General features: G+C 37.8%; 12 protein-coding genes. 5 read left to right on the top strand and 7 right to left on the bottom strand.

The genetic code is table 11. From position 1 onward, the window contains the following. Positions 1-98 precede the first annotated feature (98 nt). Complete coding sequence (locus DSM106972_RS23835; RefSeq protein ID WP_127083027.1) at positions 99-5,630, bottom strand: diguanylate cyclase domain-containing protein; 5,532 nt, start codon at positions 5,628-5,630, stop codon at positions 99-101. A gap of 228 nt (positions 5,631-5,858) precedes the next feature. After that, the gene (locus DSM106972_RS23830; protein WP_233787313.1) at positions 5,859-7,955 is read right to left on the bottom strand and encodes a carotenoid oxygenase family protein; all 2,097 of its coding nucleotides are present in this window, start codon (positions 7,953-7,955) and stop codon (positions 5,859-5,861) included. Between the two features lie 275 nt (positions 7,956-8,230). Here DSM106972_RS23830 and DSM106972_RS52640 point away from each other — a divergent pair, with 275 nt between their 5' ends. Then, the gene (locus tag DSM106972_RS52640; protein WP_201800771.1) at positions 8,231-9,133 is read left to right on the top strand and encodes a hypothetical protein; all 903 of its coding nucleotides are present in this window, start codon (positions 8,231-8,233) and stop codon (positions 9,131-9,133) included. Here DSM106972_RS52640 and DSM106972_RS23820 read toward each other — a convergent pair. Together DSM106972_RS23820 and DSM106972_RS23815 are read right to left on the bottom strand one after the other, a co-directional pair. Next, a complete protein-coding gene (locus DSM106972_RS23820; protein ID WP_127083026.1) occupies positions 9,130-10,677 on the bottom strand; it encodes an NAD(P)H-hydrate dehydratase in 1,548 nt (515 codons plus the stop codon). The genes DSM106972_RS52640 and DSM106972_RS23820 overlap by 4 nt on opposite strands. Positions 10,678-10,742: 65 nt before the next feature. Then, the gene (locus DSM106972_RS23815) at positions 10,743-11,675 is read right to left on the bottom strand and encodes an SPOR domain-containing protein (RefSeq protein ID WP_127083025.1); all 933 of its coding nucleotides are present in this window, start codon (positions 11,673-11,675) and stop codon (positions 10,743-10,745) included. Positions 11,676-11,691: 16 nt separating this feature from the next. Here DSM106972_RS23815 and mnmA point away from each other — a divergent pair, with 16 nt between their 5' ends. Together mnmA and DSM106972_RS23805 are read left to right on the top strand one after the other, a co-directional pair. Beyond that, positions 11,692-12,750: a tRNA 2-thiouridine(34) synthase MnmA gene (gene mnmA, locus DSM106972_RS23810; RefSeq protein WP_127083062.1), complete on the top strand. Its 1,059-nt coding sequence runs from the start codon at positions 11,692-11,694 to the stop codon at positions 12,748-12,750. A 165-nt stretch (positions 12,751-12,915) separates the two neighbouring features. Further along, positions 12,916-13,242 (top strand): hypothetical protein, encoded by a 327-nt coding sequence (locus tag DSM106972_RS23805; protein WP_127083024.1) that lies wholly within the window; start codon positions 12,916-12,918, stop codon positions 13,240-13,242. Positions 13,243-13,270: 28 nt separating this feature from the next. Here DSM106972_RS23805 and DSM106972_RS23800 read toward each other — a convergent pair whose 3' ends face one another. Next, on the bottom strand, positions 13,271-13,501 hold the full coding sequence (locus DSM106972_RS23800; RefSeq protein WP_127083023.1) for a type II toxin-antitoxin system HicB family antitoxin: 231 nt from the start codon (positions 13,499-13,501) through the stop codon (positions 13,271-13,273). Further along, the gene (locus tag DSM106972_RS23795) at positions 13,498-13,734 is read right to left on the bottom strand and encodes a type II toxin-antitoxin system HicA family toxin (RefSeq protein ID WP_127083022.1); all 237 of its coding nucleotides are present in this window, start codon (positions 13,732-13,734) and stop codon (positions 13,498-13,500) included. The genes DSM106972_RS23800 and DSM106972_RS23795 overlap by 4 nt, the downstream gene beginning before the upstream one ends. Before the next feature lie 318 nt (positions 13,735-14,052). Between DSM106972_RS23795 and DSM106972_RS23790 the strand changes: the two genes are divergently transcribed. Both DSM106972_RS23790 and DSM106972_RS23785 read left to right on the top strand, forming a co-directional pair. Then, positions 14,053-15,087, top strand: coding sequence for a glutathione S-transferase family protein (locus DSM106972_RS23790; protein WP_127083021.1), 1,035 nt, complete (start codon positions 14,053-14,055; stop codon positions 15,085-15,087). A 285-nt stretch (positions 15,088-15,372) separates the two neighbouring features. After that, positions 15,373-16,401 (top strand): HEAT repeat domain-containing protein, encoded by a 1,029-nt coding sequence (locus DSM106972_RS23785; RefSeq protein ID WP_127083020.1) that lies wholly within the window; start codon positions 15,373-15,375, stop codon positions 16,399-16,401. Positions 16,402-16,592: 191 nt separating this feature from the next. Here the strand turns inward: DSM106972_RS23785 and DSM106972_RS23780 are convergent, their stop codons facing one another. Beyond that, entirely contained in the window at positions 16,593-17,903 is a 1,311-nt protein-coding gene (locus DSM106972_RS23780; protein ID WP_127083019.1) for an ABC transporter ATP-binding protein, read from the bottom strand. Positions 17,904-18,090: the final 187 nt, after the last annotated feature.

Raw genomic sequence — 18,090 nt, 5'->3', positions numbered from 1 at the left:
GGGATAACTCTTGTGGGATAAGTGTTGTGGGATAACTCTTGTGGGATAAGTCTTGTGGGATGGGCATCCTTGCCCGTCCTTCATAACATAAACTTAGTTTATAGCGCATGTACATAACAGTCACGTCCTTGTCGCTTTGCTTCATAAAGCGCTTTATCTGCGGTAGCAATTAAGCTTGCTTGGGAGATGCTATTATTTGGGATTACAGTAGCTATTCCCAAGCTGATAGTAACATATTGACTAATATCTGAACAAGCATGAGGCAATTTGGCTTGATGAATTGCTTGTTGAATTGCCTCTGCGATAATGATTGCTTCCTCAACACCTGTTGATGGCATAATTACGGCAAACTCTTCTCCACCATAACGAGCTAACAAATGTGTTGGAGAGTTTACCACAGAAAGTAATGCTTTAACAACTAGTTGCAAACAGTGGTCGCCGGATTGATGACCATAAAAATCGTTATATTTTTTGAAATAATCGACATCACATATAATTAATGATAAGGGTTGTTGCTCAAATTCTAAACGATTCCATTCTTGCAGTAAATACTCGTCAAAACAAAAGCGGTTGGCAACTTGAGTTAATTTATCGATTCTAGAGAGACGATGTAATTCTTGATTTGCTTTAATTAGTTCAGATTGAGTAGCTTTGAGAATTTCTAAAGTTTGGCTTAATTCTTTGGTTCGCTCTTGAACTTTTTCTTCTAAGTTACGGTTATATTTAGCTAATTCTTCTGTAGCTTCTTGCAAAGCCATATTTTTAGAGGCAAGCTCTACTTCTGCTTGCTTACGCTGTGTTATATCTTGAAAAGCTGCGATGGCATAGATTATATTACCTTGGCTATCGAAAATAGGTGTTGCTGTAACCTCCAAAGGAGTAATTTTATCTGCAAAATGCAGTTCAACATCATTAATAGTGCTACTTTCACCATTCAAAGCTTTGAAAATAGGCGACTCATCATCAGGATAGTACTTTTGTGTTCCCTGTGTATAAGCTTGGTAAATCTCAGATAATTGAGAATTTGTACCGGGAACAATTCCTTTACCTAAAATTTTTTGTGCGGTTTGATTAGCATAGCAAGGTTGTCCTTGAGAATTAATAGTAAATATACCTATTGGTAAAGCTTCAAGAAACTGTGCTAACTTTTTCTCACTTTCTCGTAATGCTTCTTCTGCCTGCTGACGCTCGCATATTTCTAACTGACAATTTTGGTAAAGTTGAGCATTTTTAATCGAAATTGCTGCTTGAGATGATAAAACTTTTAATACTTCTAATCTCTCTGATGTAAAAGCGCCTACAGCAAGATTATTTTCTAAATAAAGTACGCCCAAAAGCTCACCTTGGTTAATAATTGGCGTACACAGTACAGACAATGGCTGATTTTGAATAATATATTTATCTGTGGTAAATAATCCTTCGTGACTTGCATCCTTTAGAATTACATTTTCTCTAGTTAGAACTACATAATTAATCAAGGAATTTGGCAACTGTTCGCTAGTTTCTTTTAGTACTGATTGACATACTACGACCTCTGAGGTATCTATATTACTTTTGGCTTGAATAAATAATTTTTCTTGCTGCTTTAAAACAAGAAAACCAGTTTGGGCGCCTGCATTCTCAATTACTATAATCATTATTTTTTTTAGTAACTGCTCTAAAATAATTTCACTGGCAATAGCTTGAGAAGCTTTGATAATTGTTGTCAAATCTAAAACTTGTGAATTGATGGTATTTTTATCTAACTTTGAAAAAATAATGATATGTGAGTATTTTGATTCTAAATCTTTGGCTTTGGCAATAGCTCCCCAGCAAATATAACCATAATGTGCCTTGGTCATATAAGCTCGGGCAATTTCCTGCTGTCCTAAAGCTAAATAGAATTTAGCCGCTAATTCATAAGCTAGTGCTTCTTCTTGGATAAATCCATTTTCCCTACTGCCAGTTATCGCACGGTCATAGTAATCCATAGCTGCAAGTGTTTGTCCCAATACTCTAGCTTTTTCAGCCTCCACTAAATCATATTTGTGCTGATAATTCATGGGCGCGTGTTCAGCCCAGTATTTCATCTTTTTTTGATTTTCATCTACTTGGCTCAAGTATTCTTCTAAATTATTTACTTGTTTGTTTTCGGATTTTAATAAGTTATCAGAATACTCAGCGATCAGTGCTAAAGAATAAAACCAGTTATGCAGCGTAAATATAACTTCACCTTGAATAAAACCAGCATAGTTTAATGCTGTTTTTACATAATTTACAGAGCTATGATATTCTTCAAAAAAATAACAAAGAAATGATTTATAAAAATAAACATTAAATAACAACATTAAATTGTTAGTTGAGAAAAAATAAGGGAGAGCTTCTTTTTCATTCAGAATTTCACCAATTAGTTTAGTTTTGCTTGCAGATTTGTCAAGCAAATTAGCTACTGACTGAGCGCATATTTTAGTTAAATATAGTGGATGTTGTTGCTCTAATTTGCTAATAAATTCAATATAAATTCCCTGATTTTCGGCAACTAATTCTAAATGCTTTCCTACAAAAAAGAGATGAGAACAATAAAAATTTGCTGCATGACAAGCAAACTCAATATCTCCCACTTCTAGCCCACTATCAATTGCCTCATGCAAAGGATTTATGGTTTCTTTAATATGCTCTTTTTTATAGATAATAGCCATGTAAATCGTTACCAATGCTTTTGATTTAAGCTCTTTCGCATTTAATTTATCTAATATTTTTAGAGATGTTTGACCAAGTTGATAGGCGAGATTAATATCTAGAAGTAACCAAGATGTAATAACACCATAAATTGCGTAAGCATAAATAGATGGAGGTGAATTGCCATATTGCATAGAAAGTTCAACCATCGTATACAGTATTGGTAATGCAATTTGACTTTTACCAAAACAAGCAGGAGCCCAAATAAGAATCAAAATCTCCATTGCTGCTAAATTGCATGGATCGGTCATAGGTAATCGGCTGGCTAACTGCTCAACGTCAAAATTTTGTGGTGCTGATTCTACTAAGGAAATACCTAGCATTTGCAAAACATTCTGTCCAATATCTAAAACAGTGTCGATTTGATTTTGCGCTAGGTAAATTTTAATTTTTATTTGGTAAAGTTTAACATTATCTAAAAGATTGTGAACTTGCTGTAATGCCAATTCGCATAAAGTTAATGCTCTTGTTAAATTAGCATTTAGGTACTCTGCATCAGATATTTCTATATAAAAGTTTAAAGTTAATCTGTATTGATTTTGCCAACTGTCGGAATGAAGTATTTTTAGACCTATATTTAAGTAATTAACCGCAGCTTCATAAGCTGTAGCGGCTTTAGCTTTCTGACCTGCAATAAGATTTAATTGAGCTAACTCATCCTTTTCGATTTGCGTTTTTAGTAAATCAGTACCAAAATTTAATTGGTTAACTAATGTAAAAATATTATCTTTCTGCTCCTGCGCCGTGGTATGTTTTAGCAAGAGTTGACCAATTTTTAGATGAGTATTTTTTCTTGATGATTCTGGAATCAAAGAGTAGGTTGCTTGTTGCACTCGGTCGTGCAAAAACTTATATTCTATTTTGGCATCGCTAACTTTAAAAATGTCTGATGTACTTTCAAACACCATAGGAATTTTGTAATTTGAAGATAAAGGTAGAATTAGACCAGCTTGCAAGGCACTCCACAACTGAGCAGCCGTTAATATTTCTGATGTTTCATTGACAGTTGCTAAAATGTCTAAGTTAAATTGGTTGCCAATACAAGCTGCCAACTGTAAAACTTTCTGTGTATCTAGTGGCAATTTGCGAATATTTCGAGCAATCAGTTCGACAATATTATAGTCAGTTATGCCAACTGCTTGAATTTGCTGAATTTCCCACTGCCACTTGTCAGTAGCTACCTGATAAACCAGCAGACGTTCGCTATATAAGCTTTTGAGTAACTGAGTTACGAAAAATGGATTACCTTGAGTTTTATTAAAGACTAACTCTGCTAATAATTTAACTCGCGCTTCTGTGATAGCTTCATTAAGGGTGTCTGCTACTAGTTGTTGGACATGAGTGAATAACAGGGATTCTACGGAAATGTTATGGATTACTATATCTGTTTGATGTAACTTTTCCAACGTTTGTATTAACGGGCTGGTGGGGTTGACCTCGTTATCTCGATAGGCTCCAATAAAAAATAAGTATTTACTGCTTTTATCCGCAATCAAAAGACGAATTAATTTTAAAGATGCAGAATCTGCCCACTGTAAATCATCTAAAAAAATGATTAATGGGTGTTCTGGCTGGCAAAAAACATTTACAAATTGTTGAAAAACCCGGTTAAATCTATTTTCTGATTCAGTGGTGCCTAGTTTGGGAACATCAGTTTGGAACCCAATAATTAACTCGACTTCCGGAATTACATCAATGAGAACTTGACCGTTGTCACCAAAAGCCTCTAATAGTTTGTTTTTCCAAACAGCAATTTGCTGCTCATTCTCTGTTAGTAACTGACGAATTAATTCTTGAAAAGCTTGAATTAAAGCAGCATAGGGAATATCTCGTCTAAACTGGTCAAATTTACCTGTAATGAAATATCCTCGTGCGGCGACGATGGATTTATGAACTTCATTAACAATTGAAGTTTTACCAATACCAGAATAACCGGTAACTAGCATTATTTCTGTTGCTCCCTGGCTGACCCTCCTGAAAGCATTCATCAGCATAGCAACTTCTTGTTCCCTGCCATAAAGCTTCTGTGGTATTAAAAGCTGACTACCGTGATCTCGCTGACCGAGGATAAAATCTTTAATTTCTCCGGTGCTTTCAAGTTGTAGTAGACATGTTTCTAAATCGAATTTTAATCCAGTCGCACTTTGATATCGTTCTTCAGCATTTTTAGCTAACAGTTTCATTACAATGTCTGAAACTGGTTGAGGAATTTGCTTTTTTAGGTAAGGTGGTACTGGTTGTTTAGCAATATGACAGTGAACCAATTCCATTGGGTCATTGCTTGTAAATGGCAGCGTTCCTGTCAGCATTTCATATAAAGTCACACCCAAAGAGTAAAAATCTGTACGGTAGTCAATCGACCGATTCATCCTCCCTGTTTGTTCCGGCGCCATGTAGGCTAAAGTACCTTCTAATAAGTTAGGGTTGCTGATAGTTGATTTTTCTAAATGTAGACGTGAGGAAAAACCGAAATTAGTTAATTTAACCTGTCCTGTTTCAACATTAATAATGATATTACTAGGCTTGATGTCTTTATGAATAATCCCGGCTTTCTCTATATCTATTAATATAGATGCTAGTGCAATTGCTGTAATCAAAGATTTAGAAATTGTCAATTGCCTTTCTTTGAGAATTTGACTCAACGGCTGACCGACAAAATCTTCTAAAATTAATGCAAAACCATTCTGATATTTTTCTAGACCATAAGGTTTAATAACTCCTTCAATGCTCAAATCTTTGAGAACTTTATATTCATGGCGTAAGCGAGTCACTTCTTCTAGTGCCGGATACTCTGATTTAAGCAATTTGATTACCACTGGTTTTTGTCCCTGCTTAAGATTGCTTCGGTAAACAGCGGTTTCTATACCTTCATAAATTTTTTCAAAAATTTTATCCTTTAGAATAGCGACCATAACATACACGCTCTATGCCACTTGAGCTACAGTATAAATTTTACTACAGAGTAGTTATACTTATTAAAGCAAAAAGTTTTATAGTTTTTGCCCTGTAATAATACTAGACTTTTATGTAAGTGTTTGTTTCAGATGTTGGGGACGAGAAAAAAGCACCCCTTGGCTTTCACCGGAATGCACTCACTCCTCCCCACTTTACATTTACCACACAGTGGCTAAATTTTAAACCTAATCAAAATTAGGATAAACTTCTTGTTCAAATAAATCCTTAATATCTGGATGTTTTTGAGATGCTGCGCGTACTAGTTCCTTGTAATCTTCGCGCACGTTGATGCGGTAACTTGCTTGGCGATTCCCAATGCTTGGCAACCAAGCAGTATGCAAGGTCAGAGCAAAATTAAGTGACGGATGGGACAATTTGCATTGAGGACCGTTGGATAAATTATTGGCATCAAATAGCCAGAATTCATTTTTGTTTTCATACCATACTGTGCAGATGATATAACCATCTGTCGATTTTTCAGCATTACGACGCGGGATAAACTGGGGTGAAAGCGCCATGTATCCCGTAGGGAATTCATAACGATCGGCAATCGCTAGTGCTTCCTTTGATGATGTATGAAGTCGAAACAAATAGGCGGGTATTCCCTTGTTTGCCAAGTTTAGCACTTTTGCTAAAGGTACTTGCCGATTTCTGTAATTTTTATACCTATCAGCAATAAATTCTGTCATCAAGTCTTTCCATAGTCCAAAAGAACACAAGTAAATGTCTTCCAAGCGTTCTAAAGGTTTTTTTGTTTGGGGATCTTGCTCAGGATAAGCAAATAGCTCCACACCCCAAGTACATTCCGCATCAGAAATAACCTGTGAGGAGAGGACATTTCCGATTTCTCCATTAATTATGTAGCGTCCCAAACGACCAATATCTGTTTCACTATTTTCCATACCATATAGATATGATGGCACAGGATTTTGGGGGTTATAAGCCGAAACATCATATTTTCTAACCCATTCAGCTACATTCATTCCACAAATATGGCCTGCATGGAGGGTTATATTTCCTTTTGGGTTATCATAGTCTACCAGAAAATGTGCTGTTTCCAACGGCAACACAGCTTTTTTAACTACAACTTCAACCTCCTGGTTATCACATGCTGGAAATTGTCCAGCTTTCAGGTCAGCACGACGCACGATATAGAGTATGGAATCTGGTGGAACAGCCCCCTCTAGCAAATTTCTGAGTTGTGTTTCAACTTTTTTATTTTGCGGAAAAGGGTTATTAAGTACTTGTTCCAATCCCGTTGTAAAGGATGTATCCATCAGCACAACATAATCTCGCGTTACGCCGATCTGATGCATACTTTGGTCAATTGCCACAGGTGAACCATCCGGTAGAACTAACTTCCAGCGTTCCAAGGCGCCTGAACCATCCCAAGAAATCAAATAAACAAAGTTCTCAATCTTTAGGTTAGTAAGCTTTTCAATTAACCTGAAATAAACTTTTAAAAAGGTTTGTAAAGGTTGAGAAAATAAATCAAAAATATCTTTGAGGAAATTCATTCCTAAAAATGAGCCGAGTGCAGTTAAAAACTCATCTATTTCTTGAGGCAGTTGCTCAAGATTATAAATAAAAGGAATGGTGTCTATAAAATTAGCTAATGACCTGCCATAGTTAACAGTGAACATCTTCTGTGTATGAGCGTCGAAAGCAGGATGCGCTGTACTCAAAAAAGCTGGGAAAGGAGCATTATAACCATTTAATTCAGATTGCCATTCTTGATTAGTGCCAATGGAAGTAACAACCTCTAAAGTCTGAGTATCAATCTCATAAGGACGACCTGCATCATAGGTAACTAGTAACCGCTCCTGCGAGTCTTGGGAAAACTTCATCGGTAAAAAAGCTGTATTTAGCTGGTTACGAATACCCAATGACAAAGAAAATCTAATAATCCCATGATTGCGAAAACGATACTTTTCATACTTTGAGCCAAGACGAGTTGCCTTATCAGCATAGTAATCAGGTGGTTTGGCAATACGTGTTGTTAATCTGACTTCGTTTGGACAATCAAAATCCAGCCGATAAATCATGCCATCCCCACATAACAGTGAATCTCCATCGGTAAACGGAAGACCCCCAGATTCAACTGTCCCAGTAGGAGCAACCATAAAAACATGCCCATGCAAATCAGCAGGGAGATATCCATCAATTTTCATTTGGATAGCTGTATGTTCGCATCGACTAGCGGTCATGATTGACTCTGGAACTTTAGGACAGGAATTGATATCTTTATTTTTATAATCAATGTAACGTTTTTGAGGCATCATGGTTTATTAAGATTTTTTGTTAAACAATCACTGCTCGTAGATTAATTTGTTTGTTTTTCTACTCTAACTTCACTCTTCTAATATCTTCATGAGTGTATCTACTGACAAACTTACCCTTATATTTTTATTATCTATATTTTGCTTTAGGCAGTTTCTTTAAAAATAGCTAGGATTTATAAATTTTTCTTAAAGTAGGCAAATTTCGGCTTAAAATACGTGTTTATACTGAAATATCCGTTAATATAATCATTAAGATTGATTATCAATACCAAAAAATGCAAATTAAACATGACGTATTTCAGAATCCTAACTTTAAGCAGTTTTCTCACCAACAAGCACAAGCTTTGACAATGGCTTTTTTAGGAAAAGAAGCAATTAAAAGCAAGGATAAAGTCAAACAGCACAGACTAAAGTTATTATTGCTACGCGCCTACGTTATCTACACGCGGCGCCATCAACTTGAGCCAGAAAAGTTATATAATTATAAATGTGATTTTAAATTTAGACTTCAAGAATATTTACAATTCGTAGATTATAATTATAAATTAATTCCTAACTATTTATTTATATTTTTAAAAGAGTTTTACTATACAGATATCGACGTTGCTAGCTTGAATAATATATATTATCAAAATAATACACAGGTAGTTATAAAAACAGAATCCTTAGAGGCGCCGATTAAAGTTAATACCAGCAAAGTACCATTTAACTATCATTTAACTTGGGCAAAATTGTGCTTGGCTGTATGTACTAATCATCCCTTAGTAGTTAATCTTAAAAAAAGATTTGGCTGTATAAGTCTTATTCCGATTAAAATTCAAAACGAACATATTAGAATCCGGAACGTTTGTATTCATTATCACGATTTATGCCACCTTGAAGTAGCGCAGCTAAAACGTATTCAAATGGGAAAGTATATGGTAAGCGGTATTCATGGAATTAAGGCTGGTGTTTTTCATGAGTCGTTAAATAAACAAGAATATGACGGGTTTTTAGATGAAGCTCGCATTGCAATTCACGAATGGTTAACTCGAACAACTATTTTCAGCAGCATCAAATTAATTTGTTGGATGATATTACTGATTTTATATGGTATTAATCCAATTGCGGTTACTATTCGACATATTCAAAGTGTAAAAGAGAAACAACAGGAGTTATGTAGTTTTTTACTTGTTTAAAGCACTGAAGTGCTTATTACGAGCGGCAGGTAGTGGGTGAGGGTGTGTGCGTCTACTCCTAGTTCGGTACGTTCTTCGGCGCCTATTATTCCTGCTTGAGCGTGCCACCATGCTGCTGTGGCGACTGTTTGCTCGATGGGTGTTGATTTATTTATTCCTTGTGCTAGTAGTCCTGCTAGTAGTCCTGTTAATACGTCACCGCTACCACCACGTGCTAGTGCTGGTGTACTGTCGGGGTTTATCCAGATGTTGCCTTGTGGGTTGGCGATGGCTGTACGGGCACCTTTTAATAAGATGATGGCGCCACTTTGTTTCGCAGCTGTTTGGACTGCTTCTATTCTATTGTTTTGTGCGTCGGGTATGTCGGGGAATAAGCGTTTGAATTCTCCGGTGTGGGGTGTTAGTACTGTAGGCGCCTTTCTTTTTTGTAGTGTTTTTACCGCTCCCATTGTTGCTAATATGTTTAAACCATCGGCATCTATTACTAATGGGTCAGTATTTTCTAGGACTTGCTCGACTATTGGCGCCGCTTCGGTGGTGATACCAGGACCTATGGCGATGGTGCTAAATGAGTCTAAGCGTGTGTTGGCTGGTAGTTTTAATTGAGCTATGGTGCCTGTTTCTGTTTCTGGACACCCGATAATTAATGCTTCGGGTAGTTGGGCTACTAATAATGGTTTTAAGTATTCTGGCACTGCTATTGATAACATTCCTACACCACTGGCACGGGCGCCTAACCCTGTTAATATTGCTCCTCCTGCGTACCTTTGTGAGCCACAGATTAATAGTAAATGTCCTTCTTTATACTTGTGTGTGACTGCGGGGCGGGGTAGGGGTAGTGCGGAAAGGGCTGTATGTTTAGTTATGCGATGAATTTTAGTATCAGATAGTACGGCTTCTATGTCCGCGCGCGGTATGTCGAAGTCTATTAGTTCGGAAGTTCCTATATATTCTAATGCTCGGTCTTGTAATAATCCTAGTTTCCATAATCCTAGACACAGTGTGTGTGTGGCGCGTATTGCTGTTCCTAGTACTTCTCCAGTGTCTGTGTGTAGTCCAGATGGGATGTCTATACTAATGGTAGGTTTTGACCATTCGTTTATGGTGTTGATAGCTGATGCGATGGGTTCTGTTAGGTTACGCTCTAAGCCAAAACCAAATAGACCATCTATTAAGTAATCAGAGTTTTGTAGGGTGTTGATGGAGTTAGATATGTTTATTCCTAAGCTTTGGACGTATTGTTGGTGCTGTGAGGTTAGTTCTTTGAGCTTTTCAAAGGGGCTGTATATGGTTATTTTATGACCTTGTAGAAATAGTTCGCGCGCTACTACTAGGGCGTCTCCTCCGTTGTGACCGGAACCTACTAGGATGCCTATTTGATTATGTTTGTTTTTTATGATTTGGTTAATTTTATGGGTGATGAGTCCTGCGACTTTTTCCATTAATGCTGGTACTGGCATTCCTGCTGCGAATATGCGCGCTTCGATTTCACGCATTTGTGCTGCTGTTACTATTGTTTGGGATATGTATTGTTGTCTTTGCATGTGAAAGGGGGCGGGTTTTGGAGATGGTAATATTAGTTTAAATTATGGGTTAACCCGCCCCTACATTATCGCCCGTAATAAACTCTTGCGTTTCCTAATCCGGCATTTTTTAATGCTGCGTTCCATTGTTCTGCTTGACCACGTTGGGTAAAGGGTCCTACTGCTATATGGGCGCCGCGCGGTTGGTTACGACGCTGAACTCCAATATTATTTGCATATTGTCCTAAGCTGCGCCATACTGTTTGTTCGATTTGAGTTAAGTCTTCGGGACGAGTGGGAATGGCAACGTAATAGTAGCTGGAGTTATTTTGGTTAACGTCATTTGGATAGTTGCCTATAGTACCACCCATACCACCTCCATCAGGTGTGATTGCTATTTCTTGCCAATTTGTTGCGTTGAATAATTTAACGTTATAAAAGTTTATACCAGTGGCTAATAGCTGTTGTATTCTTAGCACTGCGTTTTGCTGTCGGGTAAAAACTCCTGCTTGTATTACCGAACGTCCGTTAATATTACGGATGTAAGCTGATGGTTCTACTTGTTTTACTTGTTGTAACAATTGTCCACTATACCCATTTGTGTCAACTACAACCGAATAACGCTCGTATGTTTGATTGTATTGCGGCATGGGCGCCTGTTGGTACTGAGGATTTTGCGGTGGGGCTTGAAATTCAAAAACTTGCCCAGTTCCGTTGTTGACAGGAGCTACAGTATAAGGGTCTTGGTTAATTGGCAGTGGTGGCAACGGCTGATTTTGAGGCATTGGTAACTGCGTTAATAATAAGTTACTTGGATGTTCTGCTTTTACTGGTATGGATAACAGCAGCCCAGAGAACACCATTAGTTGTAAACTTAATGCTGGCTGAAATTGACGTAGCAATGCACTTAACATAAGCTTTTGATTGTTGGTTGGTATCTGTTGTAGCAAATATATTTCTGATTGGCTTATTTTTTGCCTTTCTCTCGCCATTAGTGTTAATTTAGAAATGGTAGCCATAGCTAATTTACAGAAAATGAAAAAAGTCGTCGTTGGTCTTTCTGGCGGCGTTGACAGTTCGACTGCCGCCGCACTTTTACACAATCAGGGCTATGATGTGATTGGTCTTACCCTTTGGCTAATGAAGGGGAAAGGTCAATGTTGCTCTGAGGGAATGCTTGACGCGGCAAAAATATGTGAACAGCTAGGGGTTCCCCATCACGTTGTGGATATTCGTGATGTTTTTCAAACGTATATTGTTGATTACTTGGTGACTGGTTACAGTGCGGGTATTACTCCGTTACCTTGTTCGCAGTGCAACAAAAGTGTGAAGTTTGGCCCGATGCTTCATTATGCAAAAGAAAATTTAGACTGCGATAAAATATCTACTGGGCATTATGCGCGTATCAATTTTAACCCAGATACCGGGCGCCACGAACTTCTGCGTGCGTTAGATAGAAACAAAGACCAAACGTATTTTCTCTATGACCTAGAGCAAGATATTCTCGCATCGGTTATTTTCCCATTAGGAGAACTACAAAAAACCGATACTCGTCGTATTGCCGCAGAACACGAACTTGAAACTGCCGACAAACCCGAAAGTCAAGATTTATGCTTAGTCGAAAGCAACGGTTCAATGCGTGCATTCCTAGATAAATATCTGGCGCCAAAAGAAGGAGATATAGTAGACATCGACGGTAAAATACTCGGCAAACACGACGGGACACACCACTACACCATTGGACAACGTAAAGGTTTAGGTATAGCTGCCGCCGAACCACTGTATGTTATTTCTATAGACGCAATTAATAACCGCGTTGTTGTTGGTGATAGAACCAAAGCCACAAAACCCGAATGTACAATACATCGAGTCAACTGGGTATCAATAGCAGAACCATCTACCCCCATTCGTGCAGAAGTTCAAGTCAGATACCGCTCGGCGCCTGTACCTGTTACAGTAATACCATTAGAAGGAGCGCGCGCGAAAATCGTGTTCGACGAACCTCAATTTAGTATTACACCAGGACAAGCAGCAGTTTGGTACAACGGTGAAAAAGTTCTAGGTGGTGGAATAATCGAACAATTCCCATCCTAAATTATGGGTTTTATCCCCCAACCCCCTTAATAAGCTACGGTGTATACACATCTTTTCATTATTCTTACATTCCTCTCCTTTGCGTTCTTAGCGTTCTTAGCGGTTTATTTTTTAACGAACCGCAAAGGACGCAAAGTCGCAAAGTCGCAAGGAAAGAGAAGAAAAGTGAGTTTTAGAGACTTATGTGTACACGGTAGTCTTAATAAGGGGGCTAAAAATATCTGTTCCTACGTTACACAATCCAGAGGCGCCTCACTTATGTTAAGTTCGTGTAATGAATCTGTAGCAGATTCTATAACTTTAATATTATTATCTCAAGATGGCTTACTTCTCATTGCAATTGAAAAGTATATACAGCGTCGTAAAAATCAAAAGTTATTACATAGTATTAATAATGCATATGCAGATGGTTTAGATGCTTCAGAAAAAACTATGCTAAACCAAATTCGTCGTCATCAACAACAATTGTTTGAGCAGGAATATTTAAAATAAGTTATAGATACTTTTCTAGATTTTCCATTTAAGCTACTTCTAATGGTTTCTTAGATAAAGCGATTGGTTCAGGAAGTGGTTTTTTTTGCTCTTGGTACCACTCAATTAGTGACTCAATTACTTCTTGCCCGTGTCTCGCTGCTTCTTCATAGGTTTCACCATGCGTGTGATACTGCTGCCAAGGAAATTCTGGCAAGTGTACCAGATAGCAGCTATCTTCATCAGACCACTCGATAACCATACTGTATGGATAGTTCATTCTTCCTCCGTATCTGTTTCTTCAGCCTTTTGTACTTCTTCTAATTTAGCCAAAATTCGCTCTATTTGTTTTTCTAGGTATTTTTTTGCATCGTCCCCATCTTTCCCTGGAATCGTTATTGGGTCTTCTGGTACAAGTGGATGAGTCCAAAATGTGTGACTACCTTTCCCTGGACGGAAAGAAAATCCTGCTTTTTGTAATGTAGCTTTCAATTCCCTGATTTTTTTGGGCATTTCCCCTTCACCCACCGTATATTTTTGATATTATTATACTAAAATGGATAACATTTAAACTTTGTCATACCAAACTAAACGTAGTGTAGTGAAGCATCTTAGAGATTCTACCCTACCCCAATTTATTGGCGCCTCAAAATGCGTGAAATAGTGTCATTATACGTATGGATAGTTTATTATTCCTCCTTATCTGTTTCTTCAGCCTTTTGTATTTCTTCTAATTTAGCTAAAACTCGATCTATTATTATTTTCCAAAATTAAGTAACTTATATAGATAAATATCAATACTTCATCTTTTTTTCATACGGATGTAACATTATGACTAAAACTATCTCTCCACCATCTCCAGTTACACCAGTAACTCCAAAACCCAAAAAGGGAAAATCTCTACCTTCTGGGTTTGTTATTCGCTTCGGTAAGTTTGTTTGGTCAACGATGTGGCATATAATGATGTCACAACTGGCGCCACGTAGTAAGTCTGGTGCATATGTTCGACCAGAAAGTCAGTTTCGAGATACTGTAAGTAATGATGGGAAGTATAAACCCGAAGCTGGGAGATATAAATTATACGTTGGTTTAGGATGTCCTTGGGCACATCGTACAATAGTTACGCGCGCAATTAAAGGATTAGAGTCAGCTATATCAGTATCAATTGTTTCACCTAATGGAGATACAGGAGCTTGGGTTTTTAACGAAGAAGAAGGTTGTCAAACTGTACCAGAATTATATAACTTGGCACAACCTGGCTACAAAGGACGCAGTACTGTGCCAATTTTATGGGATACACACACAAAAACGATAGTTAATAATGAGAGTGCAGAAATTATCGTCATATTAAACTCACAGTTTAACGAGTTTGCCGTAAATTCAGAGCTTGATTTATATCCTGTTGAGTTGCGTGCGGGTATAGATGCTTGGAATGATAAAATTTATCATGCTGTAAATAATGGTGTATATCGTTGTGGGTTTGCTCAGACACAAGAAGCATACGAGCAAGCTTGTAACGAATTATTTACAACTTTAGATGAAATTGATGCAGCGTTGGAAAAAACTCGTTATCTATGTGGAGATACAGTCACGCTTGCTGATGTGCGTTTATTTACAACTTTATTTAGATTTGACGCAGTTTACTACGGTTTATTTAAGTGTAATCGGCGCCGTATTCAAGATTATCAGAATTTAGGCGCCTATTTACGAGACTTGTATCAAATTCCTGGAGTTGCTGAGACTTGCGACGTAGAAAGTGTTAAGCGCGATTATTATGGTAACTTGTTTCCACTTAACCCAGGTGGAATAATTCCCTCTGGCCCAGATATTACAAGTTTACTGGAACCACATAACCGCCAAAAATAACGTAGCATGAGCCAAAGCGCTTGTGCATTGGCTCATCAAAACTAAAAATGTGAACCGTGGTTCACATTTTGATTGGTGTTTGATGTAATTAATTTTGGTGGTATTTATTTTTACCATAGAGATACAGACTACCACCTGAATTTACCTGAATTTAACTTAATCGCATTAGAGCTTGTAATTTTAAGAACCTGAAAATACACCTGAATTTAACTTAACAATTTAATTTTGTTATCAACGAAAATATAAGAACACAGAATTTTATGTATAAAAACAAGTAAATTGACTATGGGTAAGCACTACATCATTATAGTTAGCTTATTAACTTTGACTCTAGGCGCCTGTAACCTAGACAAAGTAAAAGATTCTCAAGTTCAACGTTTAGCTGCCGAAAAAAATGTGCAAGGGCTAGTTGAGAATTATATCAAAAAGCCTGCAACGTTTGGCACAGACCAAGCAGCCGAAGCACTAGGAAATTTAGGAGATAAGCAAGCCGTTGAACCTTTAGTAACTCTGTTAAACACTCCTGTTAAGTCTTCTGCATCTTCTGCTGAAATTAAAACTCATGCTGCAGCAGCGCTTGCACTGGGAAAATTAAAAGATACTCGTGCTGTTAAAGCTTTAGTGGCTAATGTTAAACACCCTAATCGTGCAATTGCAACTGCTGCAAAAACAGGATTAAAGGATATTGCTGGCGCCAATCCTAAAATTATTAATCAGTTGCTAGTTGACTTTAAAAAAGATGATGCTAATGCGGTTGCTGCTTTGGGTGCAATTGGGAAGCCAGCGCTAGAACCGATGTTGGCTGCTTTAAAAGAACCAGATGCGAGAATGAGAACGAATGCTGCGAGTGTTTTATATGATATTGGAGACCAAAAAGCTATTAAACCATTAACTAAGAATTTAACTGATTTAGCATCTAGTCCAATGGTTGGTTTAGCTTTAGAAAAACTTAATTGGCAACCAGTATCGGAAGTGGATAAAGTATATTTTTTAATAGCTAAAAGAAAAGGAGATGAGTTACGCAATAATTGGGAAATGACAAAAAGCGTTTTGCTCAAGGATTTGGCATCAAATGACCCAAGAACTATTGATTATGCGCTTTATTCGTTTATTGGCATTGGTGGCAAAGATACAACACAGACGCTAGTGAATGTGCTGAAGGAGCAGGGTAATAAGAATCTTGCTTTAACTTATCTTAATTGTGGGGAACCTACTTTGGAAAAAGCTGCTTATGATTGGGCACAAAGTAAAGGGTATAAAGTTATTAAGACAGGTAGGAAAGAGCAAACTTCAGTTAAGTGGGGTTCTTTTTAAGGACGGGCAGGGATGCCCGTTCCACAAGAGTTTGATTCCACAAGAGTTTGATTCCACAAGAGTTTGATTCCACAAGAGTTTGATTCCACAAGAGTTTGATTCCACAAGAGTTTGGTTTTACAAGAGTTTGGTTCTACAAGAGCTTGGTTCTACAAGAGCTTGGTTCCACAGGAATACAATATTAGAATATATTATTTTTCAAAGGGAAGTTGTGGGGATGTTTTGGGGTAGATGGCTATTTCGGTTTCTGGGTCAAAGAAGTGTAGTTTCTCTGGTGTTAATGATAACCAAATTTGTTCGCCCATTTTAACGGTGCGGTCGGGTGGTATTCTGACTTGTAATGATGGTTCAGAAAAGGATTGTCGTTGGAACCCTGGTATTATGAGTTGGGTTGACAGGTAAGTGTCGTTACCTAAGTTTTCAACTAAATCAACTTGTACTGGTAAGTTTCTTGTTGCGGGTACACCTACAATTAAATGTTCGGGTCGTATTCCTAATATTACTGTTTTGCCGTCGTACTTTTGTAGTGTGGCGCCCCAAATTTCTGGTAAGGTCATACGGAAGTCACCGTTTGTAATGATTTGCGGTGCTTGAAATTTGACGGGAATAAAGTTCATTGGTGGTGAACCAATAAATTCTGCGACGAAACGATTTGCTGGACGGTTGTAAAGTTCTAAGGGAGGCGCCACTTGTTGGAGTTGACCTTGGTTTAAAATGGCTATTCTGTCTCCCATTGTCATTGCTTCGGTTTGGTCGTGGGTGACGTAAATTGTGGTTGTTCCAAGTTGACGCTGTAATTTGACGATTTGTGCGCGCGTTTCTGCACGTAATTTTGCGTCTAAGTTTGAAAGAGGTTCATCCATTAGGAATACTTGGGGGTTACGTGCTATTGCTCGTCCTAATGCAACACGCTGTCTTTGTCCCCCTGATAACTGTTTGGGTAATCGTTTTAGTAATGCTTCGATTTGTAGTAATTGTGCTACGTTTTTTACCTGTTGGTCAATCGATTTTTCTTTCTCTGATAAATACCTCAGTCCTTTGGGTAATTTTCTTGTGGCACTGACAAGTAAATTTTCGACAAAGCTAGAGTTAGTCTCCTCATGACCTAAATTGTCTAATGAACGGCGCCGTAATCCAAAGGCGATATTATCGTAAACTGTCATATGCGGGTAAAGCGCATAACTTTGAAACACCATCGCGATGTCACGTTCTTTGGGGGGGAGGTCGTTAACAAGTTTGTCACCCACCGAAATATTCCCACCAGTCATGCTTTCCAAACCAGCTATTAACCGTAACAGCGTACTTTTGCCACAACCCGAAGGTCCCACCAACACCATAAACTCACCGTCTGCGACCGTTAAGTTTATCCGTCGTAAAATACTTACACCTTCCGAACGTGCAGCATCACCACTATCTATATTATTGTTCTTGACTTGTGCAGGCGCCTCCCCTTTACGGTGGGGGAAACTTTTGTAAACGTTTTCTAAAATAACTTGTGCCACAGCTTATAGTAATTGTCAAATAATAATTCAGCGCTCATCATACACGTAACAGCCCTATGAAGAAAAGTTTAAAAATAGCTTTATCATTATTTACTCTTTATCCTCGCTAATCGCTTGCCTTTTTGGTACAATATTACTAAGATATTTACAACCGCGAATGTTGTTTGACTTTTATGCTAAAACAGTA

The organism is Dulcicalothrix desertica PCC 7102, from assembly GCF_003991905.1.
Taxonomy (GTDB): Bacteria; Cyanobacteriota; Cyanobacteriia; order Cyanobacteriales; family Nostocaceae; genus Dulcicalothrix; species Dulcicalothrix desertica.
This window is presented reverse-complemented; position numbering and strand designations above follow the sequence as displayed.

Coding starts and splice junctions, on each gene's coding strand:
- DSM106972_RS23835 (WP_127083027.1), bottom strand. CDS start 5,630: ATGGTCGCTATTCTAAAGGATAAAATTTTTGAAAAAATTTATGAAGGT.
- DSM106972_RS23830 (WP_233787313.1), bottom strand. CDS start 7,955: ATGATGCCTCAAAAACGTTACATTGATTATAAAAATAAAGATATCAAT.
- DSM106972_RS52640 (WP_201800771.1), top strand. CDS start 8,231: ATGCAAATTAAACATGACGTATTTCAGAATCCTAACTTTAAGCAGTTT.
- DSM106972_RS23820 (WP_127083026.1), bottom strand. CDS start 10,677: ATGCAAAGACAACAATACATATCCCAAACAATAGTAACAGCAGCACAA.
- DSM106972_RS23815 (WP_127083025.1), bottom strand. CDS start 11,675: ATGGCTACCATTTCTAAATTAACACTAATGGCGAGAGAAAGGCAAAAA.
- mnmA (WP_127083062.1), top strand. CDS start 11,692: ATGAAAAAAGTCGTCGTTGGTCTTTCTGGCGGCGTTGACAGTTCGACT.
- DSM106972_RS23800 (WP_127083023.1), bottom strand. CDS start 13,501: ATGAACTATCCATACAGTATGGTTATCGAGTGGTCTGATGAAGATAGC.
- DSM106972_RS23795 (WP_127083022.1), bottom strand. CDS start 13,734: ATGCCCAAAAAAATCAGGGAATTGAAAGCTACATTACAAAAAGCAGGA.
- DSM106972_RS23790 (WP_127083021.1), top strand. CDS start 14,053: ATGACTAAAACTATCTCTCCACCATCTCCAGTTACACCAGTAACTCCA.
- DSM106972_RS23785 (WP_127083020.1), top strand. CDS start 15,373: ATGGGTAAGCACTACATCATTATAGTTAGCTTATTAACTTTGACTCTA.